The sequence below is a fragment of the Nitratireductor thuwali genome (assembly GCF_036621415.1).
Classification (GTDB): domain Bacteria; phylum Pseudomonadota; class Alphaproteobacteria; order Rhizobiales; family Rhizobiaceae; genus Chelativorans; species Chelativorans thuwali.
The window spans coordinates 326,436-346,763 of the sequence record NZ_CP030941.1 but is presented as its reverse complement, the minus strand read 5'-3'; the positions used below and the strand labels follow the sequence as shown (position 1 = coordinate 346,763).

Sequence of the window (20,328 nt, the reverse complement as noted above, 5' to 3'; positions counted from 1 at the left end):
CTCGCGTCTGGCGGCCGCCCTCGTCTGCTGGACGCGGGCTTCCGCCGGTTTTATTGCCGCCGTGCTCAAATGATCACGAGAATGGGCGGCAATCAACGAAAATCCTTCAAGCATGAAATTTCCACCTTCTTTTCTTTCCGCGGGTGCCTCTCACCAGCGCACCGAGGGGTCGGGCACGGGAATGGAATCGAGGAGCTCGCGCGTATAGGGATGACTTGGGGCCTCGAAGAGGTTGGCCGTCGGCCCGTCCTCCACGATCACGCCCCCCTGCATCACCATGACGCGGCTGCACAGCCTGCGGATGACGGAGAGGTCGTGGCTGATGAAGGCAAGCGTGAGACCCAGTTCCTCGACCAGCTGGCCGAGCAGGTTCAGGATCTGGGCCTGGGACGAGACGTCGAGGCCGGACACGATCTCGTCGGCGAGGATGAAGTCCGGCCGCCTGGCGATGGCGCGGGCGATGCCGACGCGCTGACGCTGGCCGCCGGAAAGCTCGTGCGGGTAGCGCCGCGCCATCTCCGGCGGCAGCCCGACATGGTCGAGCGCCTCGGCCACGCGCGGGTCGCCCGTTCGCGCGCCCAGCGGGGCGGCGATGATGCGGCCGATGGTGAGGCGCGGGTTGAGCGAGGACATGGGGTCCTGGAAGATCATCTGGATGCGCGGGCGCAGGGGCCGCATCCGCGCTTCCGAGATGTGGGTGATGTCGCGGCTGTCGAACACGATCGTGCCGCCGGTCGGCTCCATCAGCCGCACCAGCGTGCGGCCGAGCGTCGTCTTGCCCGAGCCCGAGCCACCGACGATGCCGAGCACGGTGCCGCGGGCGATGTCGAGGCTGATCCCCTTGAGGATCTCCAGCGGCGGGGCGGCGCCGAGGAGCGGCTTGCGCGTCATGTCGGCGACTTCGACGCGCAGGTCGCGGATGCTGAAGAGCGCCTCAGCCATGCATCCTCCAGGCGGCGTCTGCCGCCGCGATCTCGGCGCGCGCGGTCTCGATCACTTCGCGCGGCACGGGCTTGAGCGATGAGGCAGGGTCGGTGTGGCGCGGCGTGGCCGCCAGAAGCGCGGCGCTATACGGGTGGGAGGGGCCGGCGAAGAAGGCCTCAACCGTGGTGTCTTCCACCACCTTGCCGGCATAGAGCACGGAGAGGCTGTCGCAGATCTTGGCCACCACGCCGAGATCGTGGGTGACGAAGAGCAGGGCGGTGCTGTGGCGCGCCTGAAGCTCGGAGATGAGCTGGAGGACCTGCTTCTGCACGGTCACGTCGAGCGCCGTGGTGGGCTCGTCGGCGACGATCAGCTTCGGCTCGGCGGCGAAGGCCGCGGCGATGAGGACCCGCTGCCGCATGCCGCCGGAGAGCTCGTGCGGGTAGAGCCGCAGCACACGCTCCGGCTCGCCGATATGCACTTCCTGGAGAGCCTCCAACGCGCGGCCGCGGGCGCGCTCCTTCGGCCAGCCCAGTATGTCGATCAGCCGGTCGGTGATCTGCGACCCGATGCGGCGCGAGGGGTTGAGGGCGGTGAGCGGGTCCTGCGGGATGAGCGCGGTCCTGGCGCCGATCACCTGTCTGCGCCGGGCGGGCGGCATGGCGAGAAGGTCCTCGCCGTCAAGCAGGATTTCGCCCTCGATCACCTCCACCGCGCGCGGCAGCACGCCGAGCACAGCCTTGCCGATCATGCTCTTGCCGGCCCCGCTCTCGCCTACGAGGCCGCGCACCGTGCCAGTCGGCACGTCGATCGAGACCGCGCGCAGCAGGCGTTCGTCCGTGCCGCGCAGCCTGGCGGAGAGGTTGCAGATCTTAAGGAACGCGCTCATCGGAGCACCGGGTCGAAACGGTCGCGCAGGGCTTCGCCGAGCTGGGCGAAGGAGAGCACGGTGAGAAAGAGGGCGGCAAGCGGGAAGACCAGTACCCACCAGGCCTGGTGGACCGAAAGCCTTCCCTCCGCGATCATGCCGCCCCAGGTGGGGGCGTCGGTGGAGACGGAGAGGTTCACGAAGGACAGGATCGCCTCGACGATGACGGCGATCCCCATTTCCAACGTGAGCAGCGCCACGATGGTGGGAAGGACGTTGGGCAGGATCTCCGCCGCGAGTGTGCGCATGCGGGTGAAGCCTGCAACTTGGGCGCTCTGGACATAGTCCATCTTCGACTGGTTCATGGCCTCCGCCCGCACCACGCGGCAAAAGCGCGTCCAGTCGATCACGATGATGGCGATTACGACGGAGAAGACACCGGTGCCGAGAACGGCGATCAGCAGGATGGCGAAGAGCACCGGCGGAAAGGCCATCCAGATGTCGACCAGCCGGCTGATGATCCTGTCGGGCCAGCCGCGGTAGAAGCCGGCGACGAGACCGAGGAACGAGCCGATCAGGCACGTGACGACACCGGCCGCCAACGCCACGATCACCGCCACGCGCGTGCCATGGATCATGCGCGAGAGCACGTCGCGGCCGAGACTGTCCGTGCCGAGCGGGAATTCCGGTTCCGAGCCTGCCATCCAAAAGGGCGGCAGACGGCCGAGAAGAAGATCCTGCGCAAGCGGATCGTGCGGGCTGATGAGCGGCGCGAAGATGGCCGAGAATGCCACAACCGCGAGCCATATCCCGGCAAGCCACAGCCGCGCGCCGGCCCGCCTGCGAATTGCGCCTCGTCCGTCAAGCATGGCGCAGCCTCGGGTTGAGCAGGGCATAGCTCATGTCGACCATCAGATTGACGATGGTGAAGATGAGGGCGAAGAGGATGACGATGCCCTGGATGAGCGGCAGGTCGCGGTTGATCACCGCATCGATGGCCATGTTGCCGAGACCTTCGTAGGAAAAGAGCCGCTCGATGATCACCGTCCCGCCCATCAGGAAGGTGAACTGCACGCCGATGAGGGTCAGTGTAGGCAGCACGGCGTTGCGCAGCGCCTCGGAAAGGATCACCCGCGTCTCGCCATAGCCCTTGGTGCGGGCAAGCACCGTGTAGTCGAGGTCGAGCGTCTCCTTCAGCGATTGCTTCAGGAGCTGGGATATGATGGCAGCGAGCGGCAATGCAAGTGCCAGCGCCGGCATGAACATGTGGTTCATCAGGTTCGCGGTGATGTCGAAGCGCAGGGTGAGCAGGCTCTCGATCAGGTAGAATTGCGTCGAGAAAGGAATGTCGAGCCTCGGCGAGACGCGGCCGGAAATCTGGAACACGGGCCACAGCACGCCGAACAGAAGGATCAGGAGCAGCCCCCACAGGAAGTCCGGCACGGAAAGGCCGACTCCGTTGGCAACGTCGACGCCGGCTTCGGCCCGCCGCCCGCGCAGCCGCGTGCCAAGGATGGCGAGCGAGCCGCCGATGAGGACCGCCATGAAGAGCGCCAGCAGGCTTAATTCCAGCGTCGCGGGCAGGCGCTCCAGAACCAGCCTCAAGACAGGCTGGCGCGTGGAGATGGAGGTGCCGAAATCGCCCTGGAGAACGTTGCCGAACCAGATGACGAATTGCTGGGGGATAGATTTGTCGAGCCCATAGAGCGCGCGCAGGCGCTCTATGTCCGCCTCGCTCGCTCCCGGCGGCAACATCATGGCGATGGGGTTTCCGGGCACGACCCGGACGACAACGAAAACGATGACGGCCACGCCGATGAGGGTGATCAGCGTGGTGAGCAGGCGCAATGCGGCGATGCGGGCGATCAGCATGGGAAACGGCCCGCCACGCGGCGGGCCAATGGCATCGTCATCCCCGGCTGATCAGGTGCGGCAGCAGGGCGCCCGAGGCGTGGGCCGTGACTTTCAGGCCGTCGCGCGAGACGATCGGCTGCACATACTGGATAAGCGGGATCACCAGCCCTTCCTCGGCGACGTAGCGCGAGACGCCCTTCCAGCCCTGGATGCGCTTTTCCTCGTCGGCCTCGCCCCAGAGCGGGATGATCTTGTCTATCAGCTCCTGCCCGTCCCACACTGAATGTGGGCTCGGGCCGAACATGGCAAAGCCTGTCGAGGTTGTCGGATCGCCCACGGCGTTGCCCCAATTGTAGAAGGCGGCGGGCGCCAGCTTGTCGGCTGCGCGCAATTCGAAATGCTGGGCGATCTCGTAGACCTCGATCTCCGCCTCGATCCCGACGCGGCGCCACATACCCACGATAGCCTGGATCATCTCGTAATCTTTGGGCTTGAAGCCGCGGGTCGTCTGGATCTTGAAGCGCACCGGGTTTTCAGGCGAATGACCGGAATCCGCCAGAAGCTTCTTCGCCAGCTCCGGATCGTAGGCCACCTTTATCTCCGGATCGTATGCAACATATTCCGGCGTCTCCAGCGTGTCGAGTGGCACGCCGTATCCGCTGAGAAGTCGGTCGATGAGCAACTGCTTGTCGATGGCATGGTTGGCCGCAAGCCGCACATTGCGGTCCAGCATCGGCTCGACATCGTTCAGAAAGATCATGGCGATGTCGGAGATCGGCTTTGCCGTGCCGGCAAAACCCTTGGCGAGCAGGCGGTCATATTCTTCATACGGGATCTCGAGCGTCACATCCGAGTTGCCGGATTCCAGCTCCGCCACGCGGCTTGCCGCGTCGGTGACGAACTTGATGGTGACGTTCTCGAATTCCGGCTTGCCGTTCCAGTAGTCCGGGTTGGCCTTGAGGCGCACGAAGGCGTTGCGCTCGTAGCGCTCCACCATATAGGGGCCGGTGCCGATAGGCGCCTGCTCGAAACCCTCCGCGCCCACCTTCTCGTAATAGGCCTTGGGCAGCACATAGCCGGTCAGGAACGACATCCACTTGAAGAGCGTCGGCTCGAATTCGATCACGTCCGCCTCGACGCGGTTGCCGTCCACCGTGAAATTGCCGATCTTGGCCCAGACGAACTGGATAGGATTGCCGGTCTCCGCCTTGCCGGCGCGCTCCAGCGACCAGGCGACGTCCTCCGCCGAAAATGGACTGCCGTCGTGCCAGGTCACGCCCTCGCGCACGACGAGGAAGATCTTGCTGCGGTCCTCGTTCCAGCCCCACTCGGTAATCAGCCCCGGCGCAAAGCTCAGGTCCGGGTTCTGGTGAATGAACATGTCGAAGACGGATTGGTAAAAGCCCTGGATCGTCGGGTTCACCGCCGAGGGGCCGACGGTCGGGTCCCAGGAGGGGAGGTTGACGTTATAGGCGATGACCAGCTCGTTCTGGTCCTGCGCAAGAGCGATGCGCGGCAGCGAAAGTGCCGCGGCGCCGGCGCCTGCGAATTTCAACAATGTGCGTCGGTCGGTTCGATGAGAGAGCATGTTTCCGTTCCCCTTATTGTTGTCTCGATGATCATCCGCCCGCAAGCTTTCGAGCGAGCATATAGCCGGAGCCGGCCCCAACGCCGGCACCCGGCCAGGTGGCGGCTCCGGCAAGGTGGAAGTTCGCGACCGGCGTGCTCCAGTCGGCCGCACCCGCCGCGGGCCTGAAGAGGAAATGCTGGGAAAGGTGATGGCTGCCGCAGATCTGGTCGCCGCCCACCAGGTTCGGGTCCTCGCGCTCGAGATCGAGCGGGGAGACAACGCGGCGGGCGAGGATGTGGCCGGAAAGGCCTGGCGCGTAGCGCTCGACAATCCCGATCACGCGGTCCGCATAGGCATCGGCCACCGCCGGCCAGTCGCGTTGTGCAATCAGGCCTGCCGCGTCGCCGGCGATTTCCGCCGGCACCATGCGCACCTGCAGCCACAGCACGTGCTTGCCTTCCGGCGCGCGGCTCGGGTCGACCGCCGTCGGCTGGCCAACCACGATCACCGGCTCGGCCGGCAAAAGCCCCGCCTGCGCCTGCGCATAGGCGAGCGCCATCATGTCGAGGCTGGGGGCTAGGTGGACATAGGCGAAGCGGCGCAATGCCGGGTCGGGCCAGGCCGGAAGATCGTCCAGCGCCAGGTGGATCATCATCGTGCCCGGCGCGTGGCGGAAGCTCTTCATCTGCCTGTCGAAGCGGGCATCGCCCGAGCCGCCCGGCAGCAGGTCTTCCAACGCGCGCGGCGCGATACAGCCGACCACGGCGCGGCGTGCCTCGATCCTGCGGCCGTCGGCAAGGGTCACACCGGTCGCCGTTCGGCTTGCCGTCTCGACACGCTCCACGCGAGCGCCGCATTCGACCTTGCCACCTCCAGCCTCGATCATCGAGGTGAGCGCGTTGATCATGGTGTCCGCGCCGCCCTTGCCGAGCACCATCCCAAAACTCTGGCTGGCCATGCCCTCGAGATACGGGAAAAGCGCCCCGCCGGCGATGTCCGGCGCGAAGTCGAGGTGCATGCCCCAGGCGCCGAGCATCGCCTTAACGGCATCGCTCTCGAAGGTCTCGTCGAGCCAGGCGCGGGGCGTGGAGATGAGAAACCGCATCAGGTCGCGTGTGCCGGCAAAGCCCTGGCCGCGTAACGTGGAGAAGGCGATGCTTGCAAGTGCACGCTTTTTCATTGGACTGCCGAGCAGCCCGAAAAGTGCGGCGGCACGATCCGGGAAGCCGGCCACAAGCTCGCCCCAGGTTTCGGCGTCACGGCTCGAGAAGGCGCGGATGCGCGCTTGGGTGGCGGCAAGATCGGTGGAAACGCCGACCCATTTGCCGTCCGGGAAGGCGGACGCGAAACAGTCGGACACTGGCGCGAATTCGAGCCCGTGGCGCTGCAGATCGGCGCCGTAAGCCTTATTAAATGCGGACCCGGCGAAAAGGCTGAGGTTCATGGCGGCAAAGTCGTGCCGGTAGCCGGGCAGCGTCAGCTCCAGCGTCTTGACGGCACCGCCGGGCAGCTCCGACTGCTCGAACACGCCTACGCTCCACCCACGCTTCGCCAGATGCGCTGCGCAGGCCAGGCCATTGTGCCCGGCGCCGATGATGACGGCATCGAAGGTGTTCATTCTCTCACCCCACGGAAAGTATGTTTGCATATGCAAATAAATACGTCTAGTCTTTAACTGTATGTGCGTGACGCTTCCAGGCATGGGGCGAACGAACAAGAGGAGGAGGTAACCGTCATGTCAGCAGCTGCCGCACTGGGGAAACTGACCGAATTGCTACTGAACGGCCGAGTGGAGGTCGTCGACCTGTCCGCACCGCTGGGGCCGGACACCCCGCTCCTCAAGCTGCCGCCGGAACTGGCCGTGGACACGCCGAAGATCGAGATCCACACCATTTCCGAATATGACGACAACGGGCCGTTCTGGGCCTGGAACTGGCTCAAGATCGGTGAGCATTCAGGCACCCATTTCGACGCGCCGCACCACTGGATCACCGGCAAGGACTATGCCGATGGCTATACCGACTCGATTCCCGTGCAGAATTTCGTGGCGCCGGTGAATGTAATCGACTGCTCGGCCGAGAGTGCCAAGAACCCGGATTTTCTGCTCACGGCGGAAGGCGTACGCGCCTGGGAGGCAAAATACGGGGCGATCAGCGAGGGCGAATGGGTGCTGATGCGCACCGACTGGGACCGGCGCAATGGCTCGGAATCAGACTTCCTGAACATGGACGAAAACGGTCCCCATTCGCCGGGGCCGACGGTCGATTGCATCGAATACATCCTGGAGCGCGGCGCCATCGGCTGGGGCACGCAGTGCATCGGCACCGATGCGGGCTCGGCCGGCGGCATGGAGCCGCCTTTCCCGGCGCACAATCTGTTGCACAAGGCCAACAAGTACGGACTTGCGAGCCTCTGCAGCCTCGACAAGCTGCCGCCCAAGGGCGCGATTCTGATCGCCGCGCCGCTCAAGATCGCCAAAGGCACGGGAAGCCCGGTGCGCGCGCTGGCACTCGTGCCAAGGACTTAGAGGTCCAGGTGCAGGCCGACCACGTCATCATCGGCGGCGGCATCAACGGGTTGGTGGCCGCCGCCATGCTCGCGGGGCAGGGCGGCAAGGTAGTCCTCCTCGATCGCGCGGCGCATCTGGGCGGCTGTCTCTTCAGCGACGAAGTGACGGCGCCCGGCTTCACCCATGATGTGATGGCGGCCACCTTCGTGCTCTTCCTCACCGGCCCGGCCCATGTGGACTTGGGCGAGGATCTCGCCCGCCACGGGCTCGAATTCTGCAACACGCCGCATCCGACCGCGGTCTTGCGGCCAGACGGGTCGAGCGCGGTGCTGACTACGGACCGCGCCGCCAATGTCGCCGCCTTCAACAGGCTCGCGCCCGGCGACGGTGAAGCCCATGCGGCCGATATCGGCGGCATCGAAGCCAACGCATCGCTGCTCTTCGGCCTTCTGGGCGAAGGGTTGTGGAGCGGCGGAACGGCCAAGCTTCTCGCGAAGGAGGCGTGGCAAAGGGGGCCGCGCAGCCTCGCCGCCTATCTGGGCGAGGCACTGAAGCCGGCGCGTGCCTGGTTGGAAAGCGCCTATTCCTCACCCACGCTCCAGGCGCTCTATGCGCCGTGGACGCTGCATTGCGGCCTTTCGCCCGAGGACGCCTATTCCGCCCAGATGGGCAAGGTTGTAGCCTTCGCGCTCGAGGCGGCCGGCGCACCGATCGCCAAGGGAGGCGCGGGCAGGGCGGCCTCCGCCTTCCGCGTCCTCATCGAGGAGCGCGGCGGCACGGTGCGCACAGGCGCACATGTGGAGCGCATCCTGGTGGAAAGCGGCCGCGCCACGGGCGTCCACCTTCAAGGCGGCGAGGTTGTCCGAGCCGCGAAATCCGTCATCGCCTCCGTGGCGCCGGGGCAGCTCTACGGGCCGCTTCTGTCCGAAGAAGCGCCGCCGGCCGAGCGCGAGGCGGCTCGAAGGTACCGCCACGGGCGCGGCAATTTTCAGCTCCACTACGCGCTCGACCGGCCGCCGCAGTGGAAGGCGGAGGGGCTGGAGCAGGTTGCCCTCATTCATCTGACCGACGGCATCGACGCCGTCTCCAAGTCGCATAACGAGGCGACACGCGGCCTTCTGCCTGAAACGCCGACGCTCTGCGTGGGCCAGCCGGCTGCGCTCGATCCTTCCCGATGCCCGCCCGGCAACGCGATCCTGTGGATCCAGGTGCCGGACGCGCCGCGGGAGATCAAAGGCGATGCGGCCGGCACGATAGCCGGCACCGGCCTGTGGGACGAAAGGACCCGTGAAGCCTTCGCCGACCGGATCGAGGCGATCCTCGCCAAGCACATCGGCGGCTTTTCCGAAACGATCCTCGGCCGGCGCGCCTATTCGCCCGCCGATCTGGAAGCGATCAACGCCAACCTGGTGGGCGGCGATCCCTATGGCGGCGCCTGCACCATCGACCAGTTCTTCCTTTGGCGACCGTTTCCCGGCTCCGTCAATCATCGCACGCCTGTCAAGGGTCTCTACCACATCGGAGCCTCGACCCATCCCGGTCCTGGCCTTGGCGGCGGATCGGGCTACATGCTTGCAAAGGAGCTTGGATGAACGATCAGCCCGTCTTGAGCGAGAAGCAAGAAGGTCCGACCCTGGGGGAGATCGGCCTGCAGCATTTCGCGCCCTATCTCATGAATCGCATTATGGGGCGCTACAACGCGTCCCTTCGCGATGACCTCGCCAAAATGGGTCTTACGACGCCCAAGATGCGCACGCTTGCCGTCCTTTCCGTCATCGACAGCCTGACGATCGGCCAACTGGCCGTCTATGCCGTGGTGGATGTGTCGACTCTTAGCCGCGCCCTCGATTCGCTCGAGGCTGAAGGGCTCGTACGCCGCGTCCCGGACCCGGTCGACAGCCGCTCCACCCGGGTCAGCATCACCGTGTCGGGTCGGGCCACGTTCGAGAAACTGTGGCCGACGATGCGCAGCAGCTACGAGCGCATGTTTGCCGGCATCGGTGCCGATGAGCGGAGTGCCTTCGTGTCCACGCTGCAGAAGATCCTCATCAATATCCGCAAGCACGACTTCTGAGGAGAATCCCATGGCCGAACGATCATTCGCGAAGGAGGTCCAGAAGCTCAGGCTCGGTGCGGGGGAAGAGTTCGCGGGCGAAGGCATTCTCGCCATCACCAAGGCGCTGCTTCAGTGCGGGGTGGGCTATGTGGGCGGCTATCAGGGGGCGCCCATCAGCCATCTCATGGATGTGCTTTCCGACGCGCAGGAGATCCTCGGCGAACTCGGCGTGCATTTCGAGGCGAGCGCTTCGGAAGCCACCGCCACCGCCATGCTGGCGGCCTCCGTGCACTATCCGATAAGGGGAGCTGCTACCTTCAAGTCCACTGTCGGCACGAATGTGGCCTCGGATGCGCTCGCCAATCTGGCCTCGGGCGGGGTGACGGGCGGCGCGCTCATTATCGTGGGCGAGGATTACGGCGAGGGTTCCTCCATCATGCAGGAGCGCAGCCACGCCTTCGCCATGAAGAGCCAGGTCTGGCTGCTCGACCCGCGCCCCAACCTGCCTTCCATCGTTTCGGCCGTTGAGCACGGCTTCGAGCTGTCGGAGGCGTCGAACACGCCGGTGATGCTGCAGGTGCGCATCCGCTGCTGCCACGTGCACGGCGCCTTCACCGCCAAGGATAACCGCCGGCCGCCCATGACCGTCGCCGACGCGCTGGAAAACCCCCGGCGCGACACGCAGCGCATCGTGCTGCCACCCGCCTCCTTCCTTCATGAGAAGGAGAAGATCAGCAAGCGGCTGCCGGCGGCCATCGATTATATCAAGCGCCACCAGTTGAACGAGACCTTCGGCGGTTCCGGCCGTGTGGGCATCATCATGCAGGGCGGCATGTATAATGGCGTTATCCGCGCCCTGCAGCGGCTGGGTCTTGCCGACGTCTATGGCGAGACCGACGTGCCGCTGCATGTCCTCAACGTCACCTATCCGCTGGTGGAGGACGATCTCCTGGAGTTCTGCGCCACCAAGGACGCGGTGCTCGTCGTGGAAGAGGGTCAGCCCGATTATATCGAGCAGGCGCTAGGTTCGATGCTCTACAAGGCCGACGCGACGGTGCGGCTGGTGGGCAAGGGGATGCTCCCCATGGCAGGCGAGTATACGGGCGACGTCATGCTGTCCGGCATCGGCAGTTTCCTGCGTCAGCATGCAGGAGAGATGCTGGCGCCGGAAGTGCGCGCGCCCAATGTGCCGGCTCCGCCCATTTTCGATGACCTCGTCAAGGCGGTGCCGATGCGCCCGCCGGGCTTCTGCATCGGCTGCCCGGAACGGCCGATCTTCGCGGCGACCAAGCTGGTGGAGCAGGATCTCGGAAAGCACCACATCGCCTCCGATATCGGCTGCCACCTGTTCTCCATCATGCCGCCCTTCGAACTCGGCGCCACCACGATGGGCTACGGGCTGGGGCCGGCCTCGGCGTCGGCCTTCAATTCACCGGACGCCAAGCGGCGTTCGATCTCCTTCGTCGGCGATGGCGGCTTCTGGCACAATGGCCTGACCTCCTCGATCGGCAACGCCGTCTTCAATAAGAATGACGGCGTGATCGTCGTGGTCGACAACTACTATTCGGCCGCAACCGGCGGGCAGGACATCCTTTCCTCTCGCGCCAGCAATCCCACGAAGGCGACCAAGCATCCCATCACGGATGCCGTCAAAGGCATGGGCGTGAAGTGGGTGCGCCATATCGACCGCACCTATGATGTCGGTAAGATGCGCGACACGCTGAAGGAGGCGCTGACGACGCAGGAGAAGGGGCCGAAGGTCATCGTCGCCTCGTCGGAATGCATGCTCAACCGGCAGCGTCGCGAGAAGCCCCTGCTCAAGAAGGCGCTCACCGACGGCAAACGCGTGGTCAAGACGAAGTTCGGCGTGGACGAGGACGTCTGCACGGGTGATCACGCCTGCATGCGGCTTTCGGGCTGCCCGTCGCTTACGATCAAGCATCTCGACGACCCACTCCGCGACGATCCGGTGGCAGCCATCGACGAGAATTGCGTCGGCTGCGGCAATTGCGGCGAGGTGGCGGATGCGGCGGTGCTTTGCCCCTCATTCTATCAGGCCGATGTGGTCAACAACCCCACCCGCTGGGAGCGCTTCCGCTTCAACCTCAGTCAGCGCGTCATCGCCTGGTTGCAGGCGCGGCGCGAGCGCCGACGGCTGGTCTTCGCGGAGAATGCGGTGTGAAGCTCGGACTGCCGGAAGGCGCGGATTCGACGCACAGAATTATAAAGCTCGCAATCCTTGCCGTTGGCGGGCAGGGCGGCGGCGTGCTCACCAACTGGATCACCGAGCTTGCCCAGCGCGCGGACTGGCACGTGCAGTCGACCTCGGTTGCGGGCGTGGCGCAGCGCACCGGCGCTACCATCTATTATGTGGAGATGCTGCCGAAGGACCCGGACCGGCCCGAGGCACAGCCCGTCTTCGCACTGAGCCCGGCGCCTGGCGACGTGGACATCGTCATCGCAGCGGAGCTTGCGGAAGCGGGCAGGGCCATCCTGCGCGGCTTCGTCACGCCCGAGCGCACCGCTCTCATCGCCTCCAGCCACCGCACGCTCGCCGTGTCGGAGAAGATCGTGCCCGGCGACGGGCGTGCCGACGGCCAGACGGTGCTGCAAAAGGCGGGGGAGGCCTCGCGCCGATTCATCCATTTCGACATGGAGGCGATCGCGCAGGAGGCTGGAACCGTGATTTCAGCCAGCCTCTTAGGCGCGCTTGCCGGCTCGGGCGAATTGCCATTTGAACGCACCGCGTTCGAGGAGACGATCCGCGCTGGCGGCCGCGGCGCGCAGGCAAGTCTCGCGGCCTTTGCGCGCGCCTTCCAGCGGGCTTCCGGTGCGCAAGAAGAGGCTGGGCCGGCGGAAAGGACCGCCGGCGCGCGGGCTCTTGCGGCAGGTCCCGCGAGGCTCCTCCAGGAGTGGAAGGCACTCACTCTCCGGGTGGCGGCTCTGCCGTCGCCCGTACAGGAGATGGCCGAGGCGGGCCTGCGCAAGGTGGTCGACTTCCTGGATCACCGCTATGCTGCGGAATATCTGGACAAGCTGGAGGAAATCGCTGCAGCCGACAGGCAGGACAAGGCGTTCGCTTTTACCCTTGAGGCCGCGAAATACCTCGCCAACGCGATGGTCTATGACGACATCATTCGCGTCGCCGACTTGAAAACCCGCTCCGCGCGGGCAGAGCGGGTTCGCCGGGATGTGCATCTGGGCGGCGATCAGACGCTCCTGACGACCGAGTATTTCCATCCGCGCATGCAGGAGGTGGTCGGCCTGCTTCCCGCGCGCCTCGGCGCAGGCATTGAGGCGCGGCCGAAACTGATGACGCGGCTCAACCGCTTCGTCGATCGCGGCCGCCGTATCCGCACCGACGGAATCATCGGCTTCAGCATGCTCTGGGTCATCGGCGGTCTGCGGCGCTTCCGGCGCAGCCTGCTCCGCCACAGGGTGGAGACGGAGCATCGCGAACGGTGGCTCGATCTGGCGCTGCGCAAGATGGCTGAGGACTACGATCTCGGCGTCGAGGTGCTGAAGTGCCGGCGGCTTATCAAGGGGTATTCCGACACACACGCGCGGGGACATTCGAAATTCGACCGGGTGCTCGGCTGCCTGCCCATGCTCGCCGGGCGCAGCGACGCCGCCGATTGGATCAGACGTTTGCGTGAGGCTGCCCTTGCCGATGCGGATGGCGTTGCCCTCGACGGAGCGGTCCGCACGGTGCAGTCCTTCGCACAGGACGGTAAGCAGAGCATGGGGTAAACCTGCCGCGGCGGGCTGGCGGATACGCGTGCAGTATGAGGCGAGCGTATGTCGACTTCGGTCGATGAACAGTTACGCAAAAAAAGATAACAGATTGAAAAATTGACAAACGAAATGGTACGCCCAACGGGACTCGAACCCGTGTTTCCGCCGTGAAAGGGCGGCGTCCTAGACCGCTAGACGATGGGCGCGCTCAAGACGAGGCGGGTTATAGATAGCTTCGATCGTTCCGGCAACCCGTCTTCTTTGCGCGTGAGAGTTTTTTTGGATGCGTTGGATAGTCAGCGTTTGCGGCGGCAGCGCCAGTTCCAGTCGCGCTCGGGGCCGATGTCGACATGCACGGATGCGGTATGGCAATAGGTGCCGACGCCGCCGCGTCCCGGCATGGAGCGGGCGAATTTCGCCAGGTCCCATTTGGATACGCCCGGTACCTGTATATCGACCGCCGCGCAGTACATGTGCAGCGAGTTGCGGGCGCCGCGAACGCGCTTGTTGTGGCTGGGGCTGCGATAGCCGGAGGTGACGACCGCCTTCCTGCCGAAGTGCCGCTCGATGGTCTTGACGGTGCGCAGCAGCGCCGGCTTTAGGCAGCCGACATCGACGCTGTCGCGCTGGGTCAGGAGGCCGTTCGGCGCAAGCCGCGCGAGGCCGGCGGCGGAGGCAACCTGGTAGCTGCCTTCTTGCTCGTACAGATCCAGATCGCTGTCGTCGTCGATGCTGGACTTGCGCTTGATTTCGAAAAGATTGTCGCCCTGGCGCACGCCCGGCAGAGCGTCCGCGCCGGCGACCGCGAGCAGGGGAGACGAGTTGCCGCTTGCCGATGCGAGCGTGATGAGCGGCTTGGTTTCGGCGGGTTTCTGCTTTTCCTCGGCGGCTGCGGCGGCCTTCTCCTCGATCAGCGGCGTCGGCCGTCCGGCGTCGGCCGGTTGGCGCGGGGAGAAGAAGGCGGAAAGGAAACCGCGCTTTTCTTCGAGCGAATCGCCCGAGGCATCGGCCGCGGCCGTTTGGACCTGTTCCTGCGCGCTCGCGTCTATCGCCGCCGCTTGCTCCGCTTGTCCTGCTTCCGGCTTGGCCGGCTCTTCGGCTGCGGCGGTTTCGGTCTGCTCTTCGGCCGCTGTCTGCTGCGGAGCGGCTTCGGCCTGCGCCGTCTCCACCGGTGCGGGCGCCTCGGCGGCTGCGGCGGTCCGCGCCTGGCCGCCGCCCTCGGGCTCAGCCTGTGATCCCGCGTCCGGCGCGGGCCGTGCGGCGGCTTCCTGTCCTGCAGGGCTTGATTGGAAAAGCGCCGTGCCGCCTGCGTTCGTGTCGTCCGCCGCCGTCTGATATTCGGCAGGGGCAAGGCCGAGCTGTGCCACCGGGTCGGACGAAACGGAGCAGGACGCGAGCATGATGGCGGCAAGAGCCGCTCCCACGGCGCGCGCGCTCACCAGCGTTTCAGCCCGGCGTTTTCGGGTTCCAACAACGGTGTCAAAAGCCAAAAGCAGTCCTTCTCGGCAGCCGGTTCTGCGGGAAATATCCGCAATCGTCGCAATGCCAGTGCACCTTGGCGCGGCTTTCCGCCCCTCGGCAGCGCCCGTTTGCCTGTTTTTGCCGGCCGGATTCTGCGCAATTTCAAGATGCACAGAACGGCTGGCAGTCCCCGAAGCAACGTGAACGCTGGCAAGACTGGTAGCCAAAATGTGCGCCGGCTGCAACACGCAACCGGTAAAAAACAGTTACCCTCAGAAACCATCCGTCTTGATGAACGGCCATGACCGGGCGCTAGATGCGCACGCGCACATAGTCGCCGGGGGCCTCGCCCAGGAAGTTTTCCGTGACGTCGAACCTGCGGGCGGCAACGCGCTCGTCGTTCTGCTTTTCGATCCACGCCTGCCAGTGAGGCCACCAGGAGCCGGGCTTCGGGGTCGCCTTTTCAAGCCACGCTTCCAGCGACGGTGGCCCCACCTTCCCGGTCCAGTACTGGTACTTGTTCAGCTCCGGCGGGTTCACCACGCCGGCGATATGGCCGGAGCCGGCGAGGGTGAATTCGACCGGTCCTCCGAACAGGCTGGACCCGGCATAGACGGATCTGGCCGGCGCGATATGGTCCTCGATGGTGGCAAGGTTGTAGATCGGGATCTTGATGTCCTGGAGGCGGATGCGCTTTCCGCGCAGCTTGGCCCGGCCCTGCGCCAGATTGTTGTCCAGGTAGCAGTTGCGCAGATAGTAGGAATGGTTGGCGGCCGGCATGCGCGTCGAATCGGCGTTCCAGTAGAGCAGGTCGAAGGGCAGGGGGTCGCGGCCGCGCAGGTAGTTGTTGACGACATAGGGCCAGATCAGATCGCGGGCGCGCAGCATGTTGAAGGCGGTCGCCATGCGGCTGCCTTCAAGATAGCCCTTCTGCTTCATCGCCTCGTCGACCGCCTTGACCTGCTCCTCGTCGACGAAGACCTTGAGATCGCCGGCATGGGTGAAATCCACCTGCGTCGTGAAGAAGGTGGCGGTGGCGATGCGGTCGTCGTTCTCCTGCGCCATCAGGGCCAGCGCTGCGGCCAGCAGCGTGCCGCCGACGCAATAGCCGATTGCGTTGACCTGGCGCTCGCCGGTGCGCTCGGCGATCGTGTCGAGGGCAAGCTCGATGCCTTCGCCGGTATAATCGTCCCAATCCTTGTCGCCATGCCTTTCGTCGGGGTTGACCCAGGAGATGACGAAGACCGTGTGGCCCTGCTCGATGGCCCAGCGGATGAAGGAGCGCTTCTCGTTGAGGTCGAGAATGTAGAACTTGTTGATCCAGGGCGGCACGATCAGCAGCGGCCGGCGCAGGACCTGTTCCGTTGCGGGCGCATATTGGATGATCTCGGCCAGCTCGCTCCTGGCGACCACCTTGCCGGGGGTGGTGGCCAGGTTGCGGCCCACCTCGAATTTCGAATAGTCGGCCTGGCGCAGGCGCAGCTGTCCCTTGCCGGCGGCGATGTCCTCGGCCAGCATGCGCATGCCGCGCACCAGGTTTTCGCCATCGGTCTCCATGGTCTCGCGCAGGAGCTGCGGATTGGTCATGAGGAAATTGCTGGGCGACAGGGCGTCGGTGATCTGCCGCACGTAGAAGCGGGCCTTGTGGCGCGACTGCTCGTCGAGCCCTTCCGCATTGTCCACAAGATCGGCGGCCCAGCGGGTGGTCACCAGATAGGCCTGCTTCAGGAAGTCGAAAAAGGCGTGGCGCGCCCAATCGGGGTCTTCGAAGCGCTTGTCGCCCTTTTCAGGCTCGATCTCGCTCGAAACGGCTTCCTCGCCGCTCAGCTTGCGGATGGCATTGGCCCAGATGCCCATATAGGCGCCGAAGAGCCGGGTCTGCGCTTCCAGCGCGCGGCCGGGGTCGGAAAGCCAGTATTCGGTGAGCTTGGAGAAGGTGCGGATCATGTCGGTCGCCGGTTCGGCGGCGGGATCCTCCGCTTCGCCGCTTTCGCGGGCGCGGGTCCATTGGGCGGCGGCCTTGCCGGCTTCCTCCAACGCTCTTGCCATATTGCGCGCGAACTGCTCCGGGTTCTTCACCAGATAGGGTTCGACATCCGGCGGGCCGTCGGTGCGGCGATTGCCGCTCTTCTTGTCGACCATAGGTCGCGCTGCCTCCCGATTGCGCTATATTGACATCATGCGAGGGAAAGAGTCTCTCCTTCCTTTCCTATAAAAGCCTAAAGCGTCGATCAGGAAAACAATATGAAAATCGCGAATTCGCGCCGGAATTATTGCATGATCGCCGTTCGTGCCGCCTCCGGCGCCGGGTTCGCGCTCGCGCTCGCATCCTGTTCGACCACGGCGCTCGAGGAGATCGCCCCGCAATCGGCCGCGGCGGTTCGGCCGCCCGCCATAGCCCAGCCGCGTCAGCCCGACGGCTATCCCAATCTCAATGTGCGGTCGGAGCCGGCCTCCGCGCAACTCAGCGACGAAGACCGGGCCGCGCTCACAGGCGACCTGGCGGCGGCGCGGGCGCGCCAGGGTGCCGCTGCTTCTGCCGGGCAGGCTGCTTCCGAGCGCGAGAGGCTGCGGCGGCTCGCCCTCCGGCACGGCGATGAGGCGCTGGGCGCGATCGAGGCGACGGAATAGGGCAGATCGTTCGCCGCCTTCTTCTATCGACCGGTATCGCGAACGGGTATATAGAGCGGCGATCTCTCACAACGGAACACGGCTATGGAAGAGTTTCACAAGGTCCGCAGGCTGCCGCCCTACGTCTTCGAGCAGGTGAACCGGCTCAAGGCCAGCGCCCGGTCGCGCGGCGCCGACATCATCGATCTCGGCATGGGCAATCCCGACCTTCCGACGCCGCAATCCATCGTCGACAAGCTGTGCGAGGTCGTGCGCGACCCGCGCACGCACCGCTATTCCTCGTCCAGGGGCATCCCCGGCCTGCGCCGCGCCCAGGCCGCCTATTACGCGCGGCGCTTCGGCGTGAAGCTCGATCCCGAGAGCCAGGTGGTGGCCACGCTGGGCTCGAAGGAGGGCTTCGCCAATATGGCGCAGGCGATCACCGCGCCGGGCGACGTGGTGCTGTGCCCCAACCCCACCTATCCGATCCACGCCTTCGGCTTCATCATGTCGGGCGGCGTCATCCGCTCCATCCAGGCCGAGCCCGACGACGGCTTCATCCCGGCGCTGGAGCGGGCGGTTCGCCATTCGATCCCCAAGCCGCTGGCGCTGATCCTCAATTACCCGTCGAACCCGACAGCCTGTGTGGCGACGCTCGATTTCTACAAGGACGTCGTGGCCTTCGCGCGCAAGCACGACGTCATCATCCTTTCCGATCTTGCCTATGCGGAGATCTATTTCGACGGCGCGCCGCCGCCTTCCGTGCTCCAGGTGCCGGGCGCGATGGACGTGACGGTCGAGTTCACCTCCATGTCGAAGACCTTTTCCATGCCCGGCTGGCGCATGGGCTTCGCCGTCGGCAATGAGAGGCTCATCTCCGCGCTGTCGCGGGTGAAATCCTATCTCGACTACGGCGCGTTCACGCCGATCCAGGTCGCCGCAACGGCGGGGCTCAACTCCGACGGCGCCGAGATCGAGGAGGTGCGCTCGGTCTATCGCCGCCGCCGCGACGTGCTGGTGGACGCCTTCGGCAGGGCCGGCTGGCATGTGCCGCCGCCGCCGGCGACCATGTTCGCCTGGGCGCCGATCCCCGATCCGTTCAAGGCCATGGGATCGCTGGAATTCTCCAAGCTCCTGGTCGAGCGGGCGGACGTGGCGGTGGCGCCCGGCATCGGCTTCGGCGAGCATGGCGACGATTATGTGCGCATCGCGCTTGTGGAAAACGAGCATCGCATCCGCCAGGCCGCGCGCAGCATCAAGCGTTTTCTTGCATCCGCCGGGCAGAACGCCGACAACGTCGTGCCGCTGAGCGCGCGCAGATAGCACGATGCCGGAAAGTTGCAGACTTTTCGGACATCGTGCATCAGGACGAAGCTAGAATTTCAACAGTCACTTTCAGGAATGATCGGAGGGGTTATCCCGTTATGGCCGAAGCCTTGCGCATAGGAATTGCCGGATTGGGCACCGTGGGCGCCAGCATGGTGCGCATGTTGCAGGACAAGGCGGCCGAGCTCACGCGGCAATGCGGGCGCGAGATCGCGGTCGTCGGCGTTTCCGCGCGCGAGCGCAACCGCGACCGCGGCATCGATCTGGGCAATGCGCAATGGTTCGACGACCCGGTGGCCCTGGCCAGGGCCGACGGCATCGACGTCTTCGTCGAGCTGATCGGCGGGGAGGACGGCCCGGCGCTTTCTTCGGTCAAGGCGGCGCTCGAGACCGGCCGCCATGTGGTGACCGCCAACAAGGCGCTGCTTTCCCGGCATGGCGTCCATCTCGCCACGATCGCCGAGAAGAAGGGCGTGCTCCTCAACTATGAGGCGGCGGTGGCCGGCGGCATCCCGATCATCAAGACGATGCGCGAGGCCATGGCCGGCAACAGCGTCACCCGCGTCTTCGGCATCATGAACGGCACCTGCAACTATATCCTCACCCGCATGGAGGCCGAGGGCATCAGCTTCGAGGACTGCCTGAAGGACGCGCAGCTTTTGGGCTACGCGGAAGCCGATCCCACCTTCGACATCGAAGGCCATGACACCGCGCACAAGCTTTCGATCCTCACCAGCCTGGCTTTCGGTTGCCGCATCTCGGCCGACGACATCTATCTCGAAGGCATCTCCAACATCACCCAGGCCGATATCCGCGCCGCCGCCGAACTCGGCTACCGCATCAAGCTGCTGGGCGTGGCGCAGAAGACGGAGAGCGGCATCGAGCAGCGGGTGCATCCGACCATGGTGCCGATAGGCTCGGTGATCGCGCAGGTGCACGGCGTCACCAATGCGGTGGCTGTCGAGACCGACTATCTGGGCGAGTTGCTTCTGACCGGTCCCGGCGCCGGCGGCAACGCGACCGCTTCGGCAGTCATCGGCGACGTGGCCGACATCGCCAAGAGCCGCCCCGGCTTCCAGCACGGGCCGGTCTTCGGCTGGCCGGCCAAGCAGCTTCTGCCCTATAGGCGCGCCCGCATGCGCTCCCACGAGGGCGGTTACTTCATCCGCCTGACGGTGCACGACCGCGCCGGCGTTTTCGCCGCAATCGCCAAGCGCATGGCCGACAACGACATCTCGCTGGAGTCCATCGTCCAGCACGGCGACGCCACCGAAGACGCCCACAAGACCGTGATCCTCGTCACCCACGAGACGACCGAGGCGGCCGTTCGCAAGGCCGTCGACGGCATCGTCAAGGACGGGCATCTGGTGGACAAGGCGCAGGTGATCCGCATCGAGCGGGCGGCGTAGGGGCGC

The 20,328-nt window shown here is 65.5% G+C and carries 16 protein-coding genes and 1 tRNA gene; 8 read left to right on the top strand and 9 right to left on the bottom strand.

Annotated elements, in window-relative coordinates:
• Positions 1 to 150 precede the first annotated feature (150 nt).
• The 6 genes from NTH_RS01645 to NTH_RS01620 are packed head-to-tail and all read right to left on the bottom strand — an operon-like array spanning position 151 to position 6,834.
• Positions 151 to 942 (bottom strand): ATP-binding cassette domain-containing protein, encoded by a 792-nt coding sequence (locus NTH_RS01645; RefSeq protein WP_338528364.1) that lies wholly within the window; start codon positions 940 to 942, stop codon positions 151 to 153.
• Complete coding sequence (locus NTH_RS01640) at positions 935 to 1,813, bottom strand: ABC transporter ATP-binding protein (protein WP_338528363.1); 879 nt, start codon at positions 1,811 to 1,813, stop codon at positions 935 to 937. Before NTH_RS01640 ends, NTH_RS01645 begins: the two co-directional genes overlap by 8 nt.
• A complete protein-coding gene (locus tag NTH_RS01635; RefSeq protein ID WP_338528362.1) occupies positions 1,810 to 2,661 on the bottom strand; it encodes an ABC transporter permease in 852 nt (283 codons plus the stop codon). The genes NTH_RS01640 and NTH_RS01635 overlap by 4 nt, the downstream gene beginning before the upstream one ends.
• Positions 2,654 to 3,664, bottom strand: coding sequence for an ABC transporter permease (locus tag NTH_RS01630; RefSeq protein ID WP_338528361.1), 1,011 nt, complete (start codon positions 3,662 to 3,664; stop codon positions 2,654 to 2,656). Before NTH_RS01630 ends, NTH_RS01635 begins: the two co-directional genes overlap by 8 nt.
• Positions 3,665 to 3,701: 37 nt before the next feature.
• A complete protein-coding gene (locus NTH_RS01625; protein WP_338528360.1) occupies positions 3,702 to 5,234 on the bottom strand; it encodes an ABC transporter substrate-binding protein in 1,533 nt (510 codons plus the stop codon).
• A gap of 31 nt (positions 5,235 to 5,265) precedes the next feature.
• Positions 5,266 to 6,834, bottom strand: coding sequence for a phytoene desaturase family protein (locus tag NTH_RS01620; RefSeq protein WP_338528359.1), 1,569 nt, complete (start codon positions 6,832 to 6,834; stop codon positions 5,266 to 5,268).
• Between the two features lie 117 nt (positions 6,835 to 6,951).
• On the opposite strand from NTH_RS01620, the gene NTH_RS01615 reads away from it, so the two are divergent.
• The 5 genes from NTH_RS01615 to NTH_RS01595 are packed head-to-tail and all read left to right on the top strand — an operon-like array spanning position 6,952 to position 13,531.
• Positions 6,952 to 7,743: a cyclase family protein gene (locus NTH_RS01615; RefSeq protein WP_338528358.1), complete on the top strand. Its 792-nt coding sequence runs from the start codon at positions 6,952 to 6,954 to the stop codon at positions 7,741 to 7,743.
• Positions 7,744 to 7,751: 8 nt separating this feature from the next.
• Positions 7,752 to 9,317: a phytoene desaturase family protein gene (locus tag NTH_RS01610; RefSeq protein WP_338528357.1), complete on the top strand. Its 1,566-nt coding sequence runs from the start codon at positions 7,752 to 7,754 to the stop codon at positions 9,315 to 9,317.
• On the top strand, positions 9,314 to 9,799 hold the full coding sequence (locus tag NTH_RS01605; protein WP_338528356.1) for a MarR family winged helix-turn-helix transcriptional regulator: 486 nt from the start codon (positions 9,314 to 9,316) through the stop codon (positions 9,797 to 9,799). The genes NTH_RS01610 and NTH_RS01605 overlap by 4 nt, the downstream gene beginning before the upstream one ends.
• Positions 9,800 to 9,809: 10 nt before the next feature.
• Positions 9,810 to 11,963, top strand: coding sequence for an indolepyruvate ferredoxin oxidoreductase subunit alpha (locus NTH_RS01600; RefSeq protein WP_338528355.1), 2,154 nt, complete (start codon positions 9,810 to 9,812; stop codon positions 11,961 to 11,963).
• Positions 11,960 to 13,531 (top strand): indolepyruvate oxidoreductase subunit beta family protein, encoded by a 1,572-nt coding sequence (locus NTH_RS01595; protein WP_338528354.1) that lies wholly within the window; start codon positions 11,960 to 11,962, stop codon positions 13,529 to 13,531. The genes NTH_RS01600 and NTH_RS01595 overlap by 4 nt, the downstream gene beginning before the upstream one ends.
• 115 nt (positions 13,532 to 13,646) lie before the next feature.
• Here NTH_RS01595 and NTH_RS01590 read toward each other — a convergent pair.
• From NTH_RS01590 to NTH_RS01580, 3 genes are all read right to left on the bottom strand, one after another.
• A tRNA-Glu gene (locus NTH_RS01590) sits at positions 13,647 to 13,722 on the bottom strand.
• A 90-nt stretch (positions 13,723 to 13,812) separates the two neighbouring features.
• Positions 13,813 to 14,955, bottom strand: a complete 1,143-nt coding sequence (locus tag NTH_RS01585) for a YcbK family protein (RefSeq protein ID WP_338528353.1) — start codon at positions 14,953 to 14,955, stop codon at positions 13,813 to 13,815.
• 334 nt (positions 14,956 to 15,289) lie between these two features.
• A complete protein-coding gene (locus tag NTH_RS01580) occupies positions 15,290 to 17,119 on the bottom strand; it encodes a PHA/PHB synthase family protein (RefSeq protein WP_338528352.1) in 1,830 nt (609 codons plus the stop codon).
• A 102-nt stretch (positions 17,120 to 17,221) separates the two neighbouring features.
• On the opposite strand from NTH_RS01580, the gene NTH_RS01575 reads away from it, so the two are divergent.
• The 3 genes from NTH_RS01575 (at position 17,222) to NTH_RS01565 (ending at position 20,322) form a co-directional block, all read left to right on the top strand.
• Complete coding sequence (locus NTH_RS01575) at positions 17,222 to 17,608, top strand: hypothetical protein (protein ID WP_338528351.1); 387 nt, start codon at positions 17,222 to 17,224, stop codon at positions 17,606 to 17,608.
• 84 nt (positions 17,609 to 17,692) lie between these two features.
• The gene (locus NTH_RS01570; RefSeq protein WP_338528350.1) at positions 17,693 to 18,910 is read left to right on the top strand and encodes an LL-diaminopimelate aminotransferase; all 1,218 of its coding nucleotides are present in this window, start codon (positions 17,693 to 17,695) and stop codon (positions 18,908 to 18,910) included.
• 101 nt (positions 18,911 to 19,011) lie between these two features.
• Positions 19,012 to 20,322 carry a homoserine dehydrogenase gene (locus NTH_RS01565; protein WP_338528349.1) on the top strand — a complete coding sequence of 437 codons (1,311 nt, stop codon included), beginning with the start codon at positions 19,012 to 19,014 and terminating at the stop codon, positions 20,320 to 20,322.
• Positions 20,323 to 20,328 lie beyond the last annotated feature (6 nt).

Excerpts from the sequence above, each read along its gene's own strand:
- NTH_RS01645 (WP_338528364.1), bottom strand. The coding sequence starts at position 942 with ATGGCTGAGGCGCTCTTCAGCATCCGCGACCTGCGCGTCGAAGTCGCC.
- NTH_RS01640 (WP_338528363.1), bottom strand. The coding sequence starts at position 1,813 with ATGAGCGCGTTCCTTAAGATCTGCAACCTCTCCGCCAGGCTGCGCGGC.
- NTH_RS01635 (WP_338528362.1), bottom strand. The coding sequence starts at position 2,661 with ATGCTTGACGGACGAGGCGCAATTCGCAGGCGGGCCGGCGCGCGGCTG.
- NTH_RS01630 (WP_338528361.1), bottom strand. The coding sequence starts at position 3,664 with ATGCTGATCGCCCGCATCGCCGCATTGCGCCTGCTCACCACGCTGATC.
- NTH_RS01625 (WP_338528360.1), bottom strand. The coding sequence starts at position 5,234 with ATGCTCTCTCATCGAACCGACCGACGCACATTGTTGAAATTCGCAGGC.
- NTH_RS01620 (WP_338528359.1), bottom strand. The coding sequence starts at position 6,834 with ATGAACACCTTCGATGCCGTCATCATCGGCGCCGGGCACAATGGCCTG.
- NTH_RS01615 (WP_338528358.1), top strand. The coding sequence starts at position 6,952 with ATGTCAGCAGCTGCCGCACTGGGGAAACTGACCGAATTGCTACTGAAC.
- NTH_RS01605 (WP_338528356.1), top strand. The coding sequence starts at position 9,314 with ATGAACGATCAGCCCGTCTTGAGCGAGAAGCAAGAAGGTCCGACCCTG.
- NTH_RS01600 (WP_338528355.1), top strand. The coding sequence starts at position 9,810 with ATGGCCGAACGATCATTCGCGAAGGAGGTCCAGAAGCTCAGGCTCGGT.
- NTH_RS01580 (WP_338528352.1), bottom strand. The coding sequence starts at position 17,119 with ATGGTCGACAAGAAGAGCGGCAATCGCCGCACCGACGGCCCGCCGGAT.
- NTH_RS01575 (WP_338528351.1), top strand. The coding sequence starts at position 17,222 with ATGAAAATCGCGAATTCGCGCCGGAATTATTGCATGATCGCCGTTCGT.
- NTH_RS01570 (WP_338528350.1), top strand. The coding sequence starts at position 17,693 with ATGGAAGAGTTTCACAAGGTCCGCAGGCTGCCGCCCTACGTCTTCGAG.
- NTH_RS01565 (WP_338528349.1), top strand. The coding sequence starts at position 19,012 with ATGGCCGAAGCCTTGCGCATAGGAATTGCCGGATTGGGCACCGTGGGC.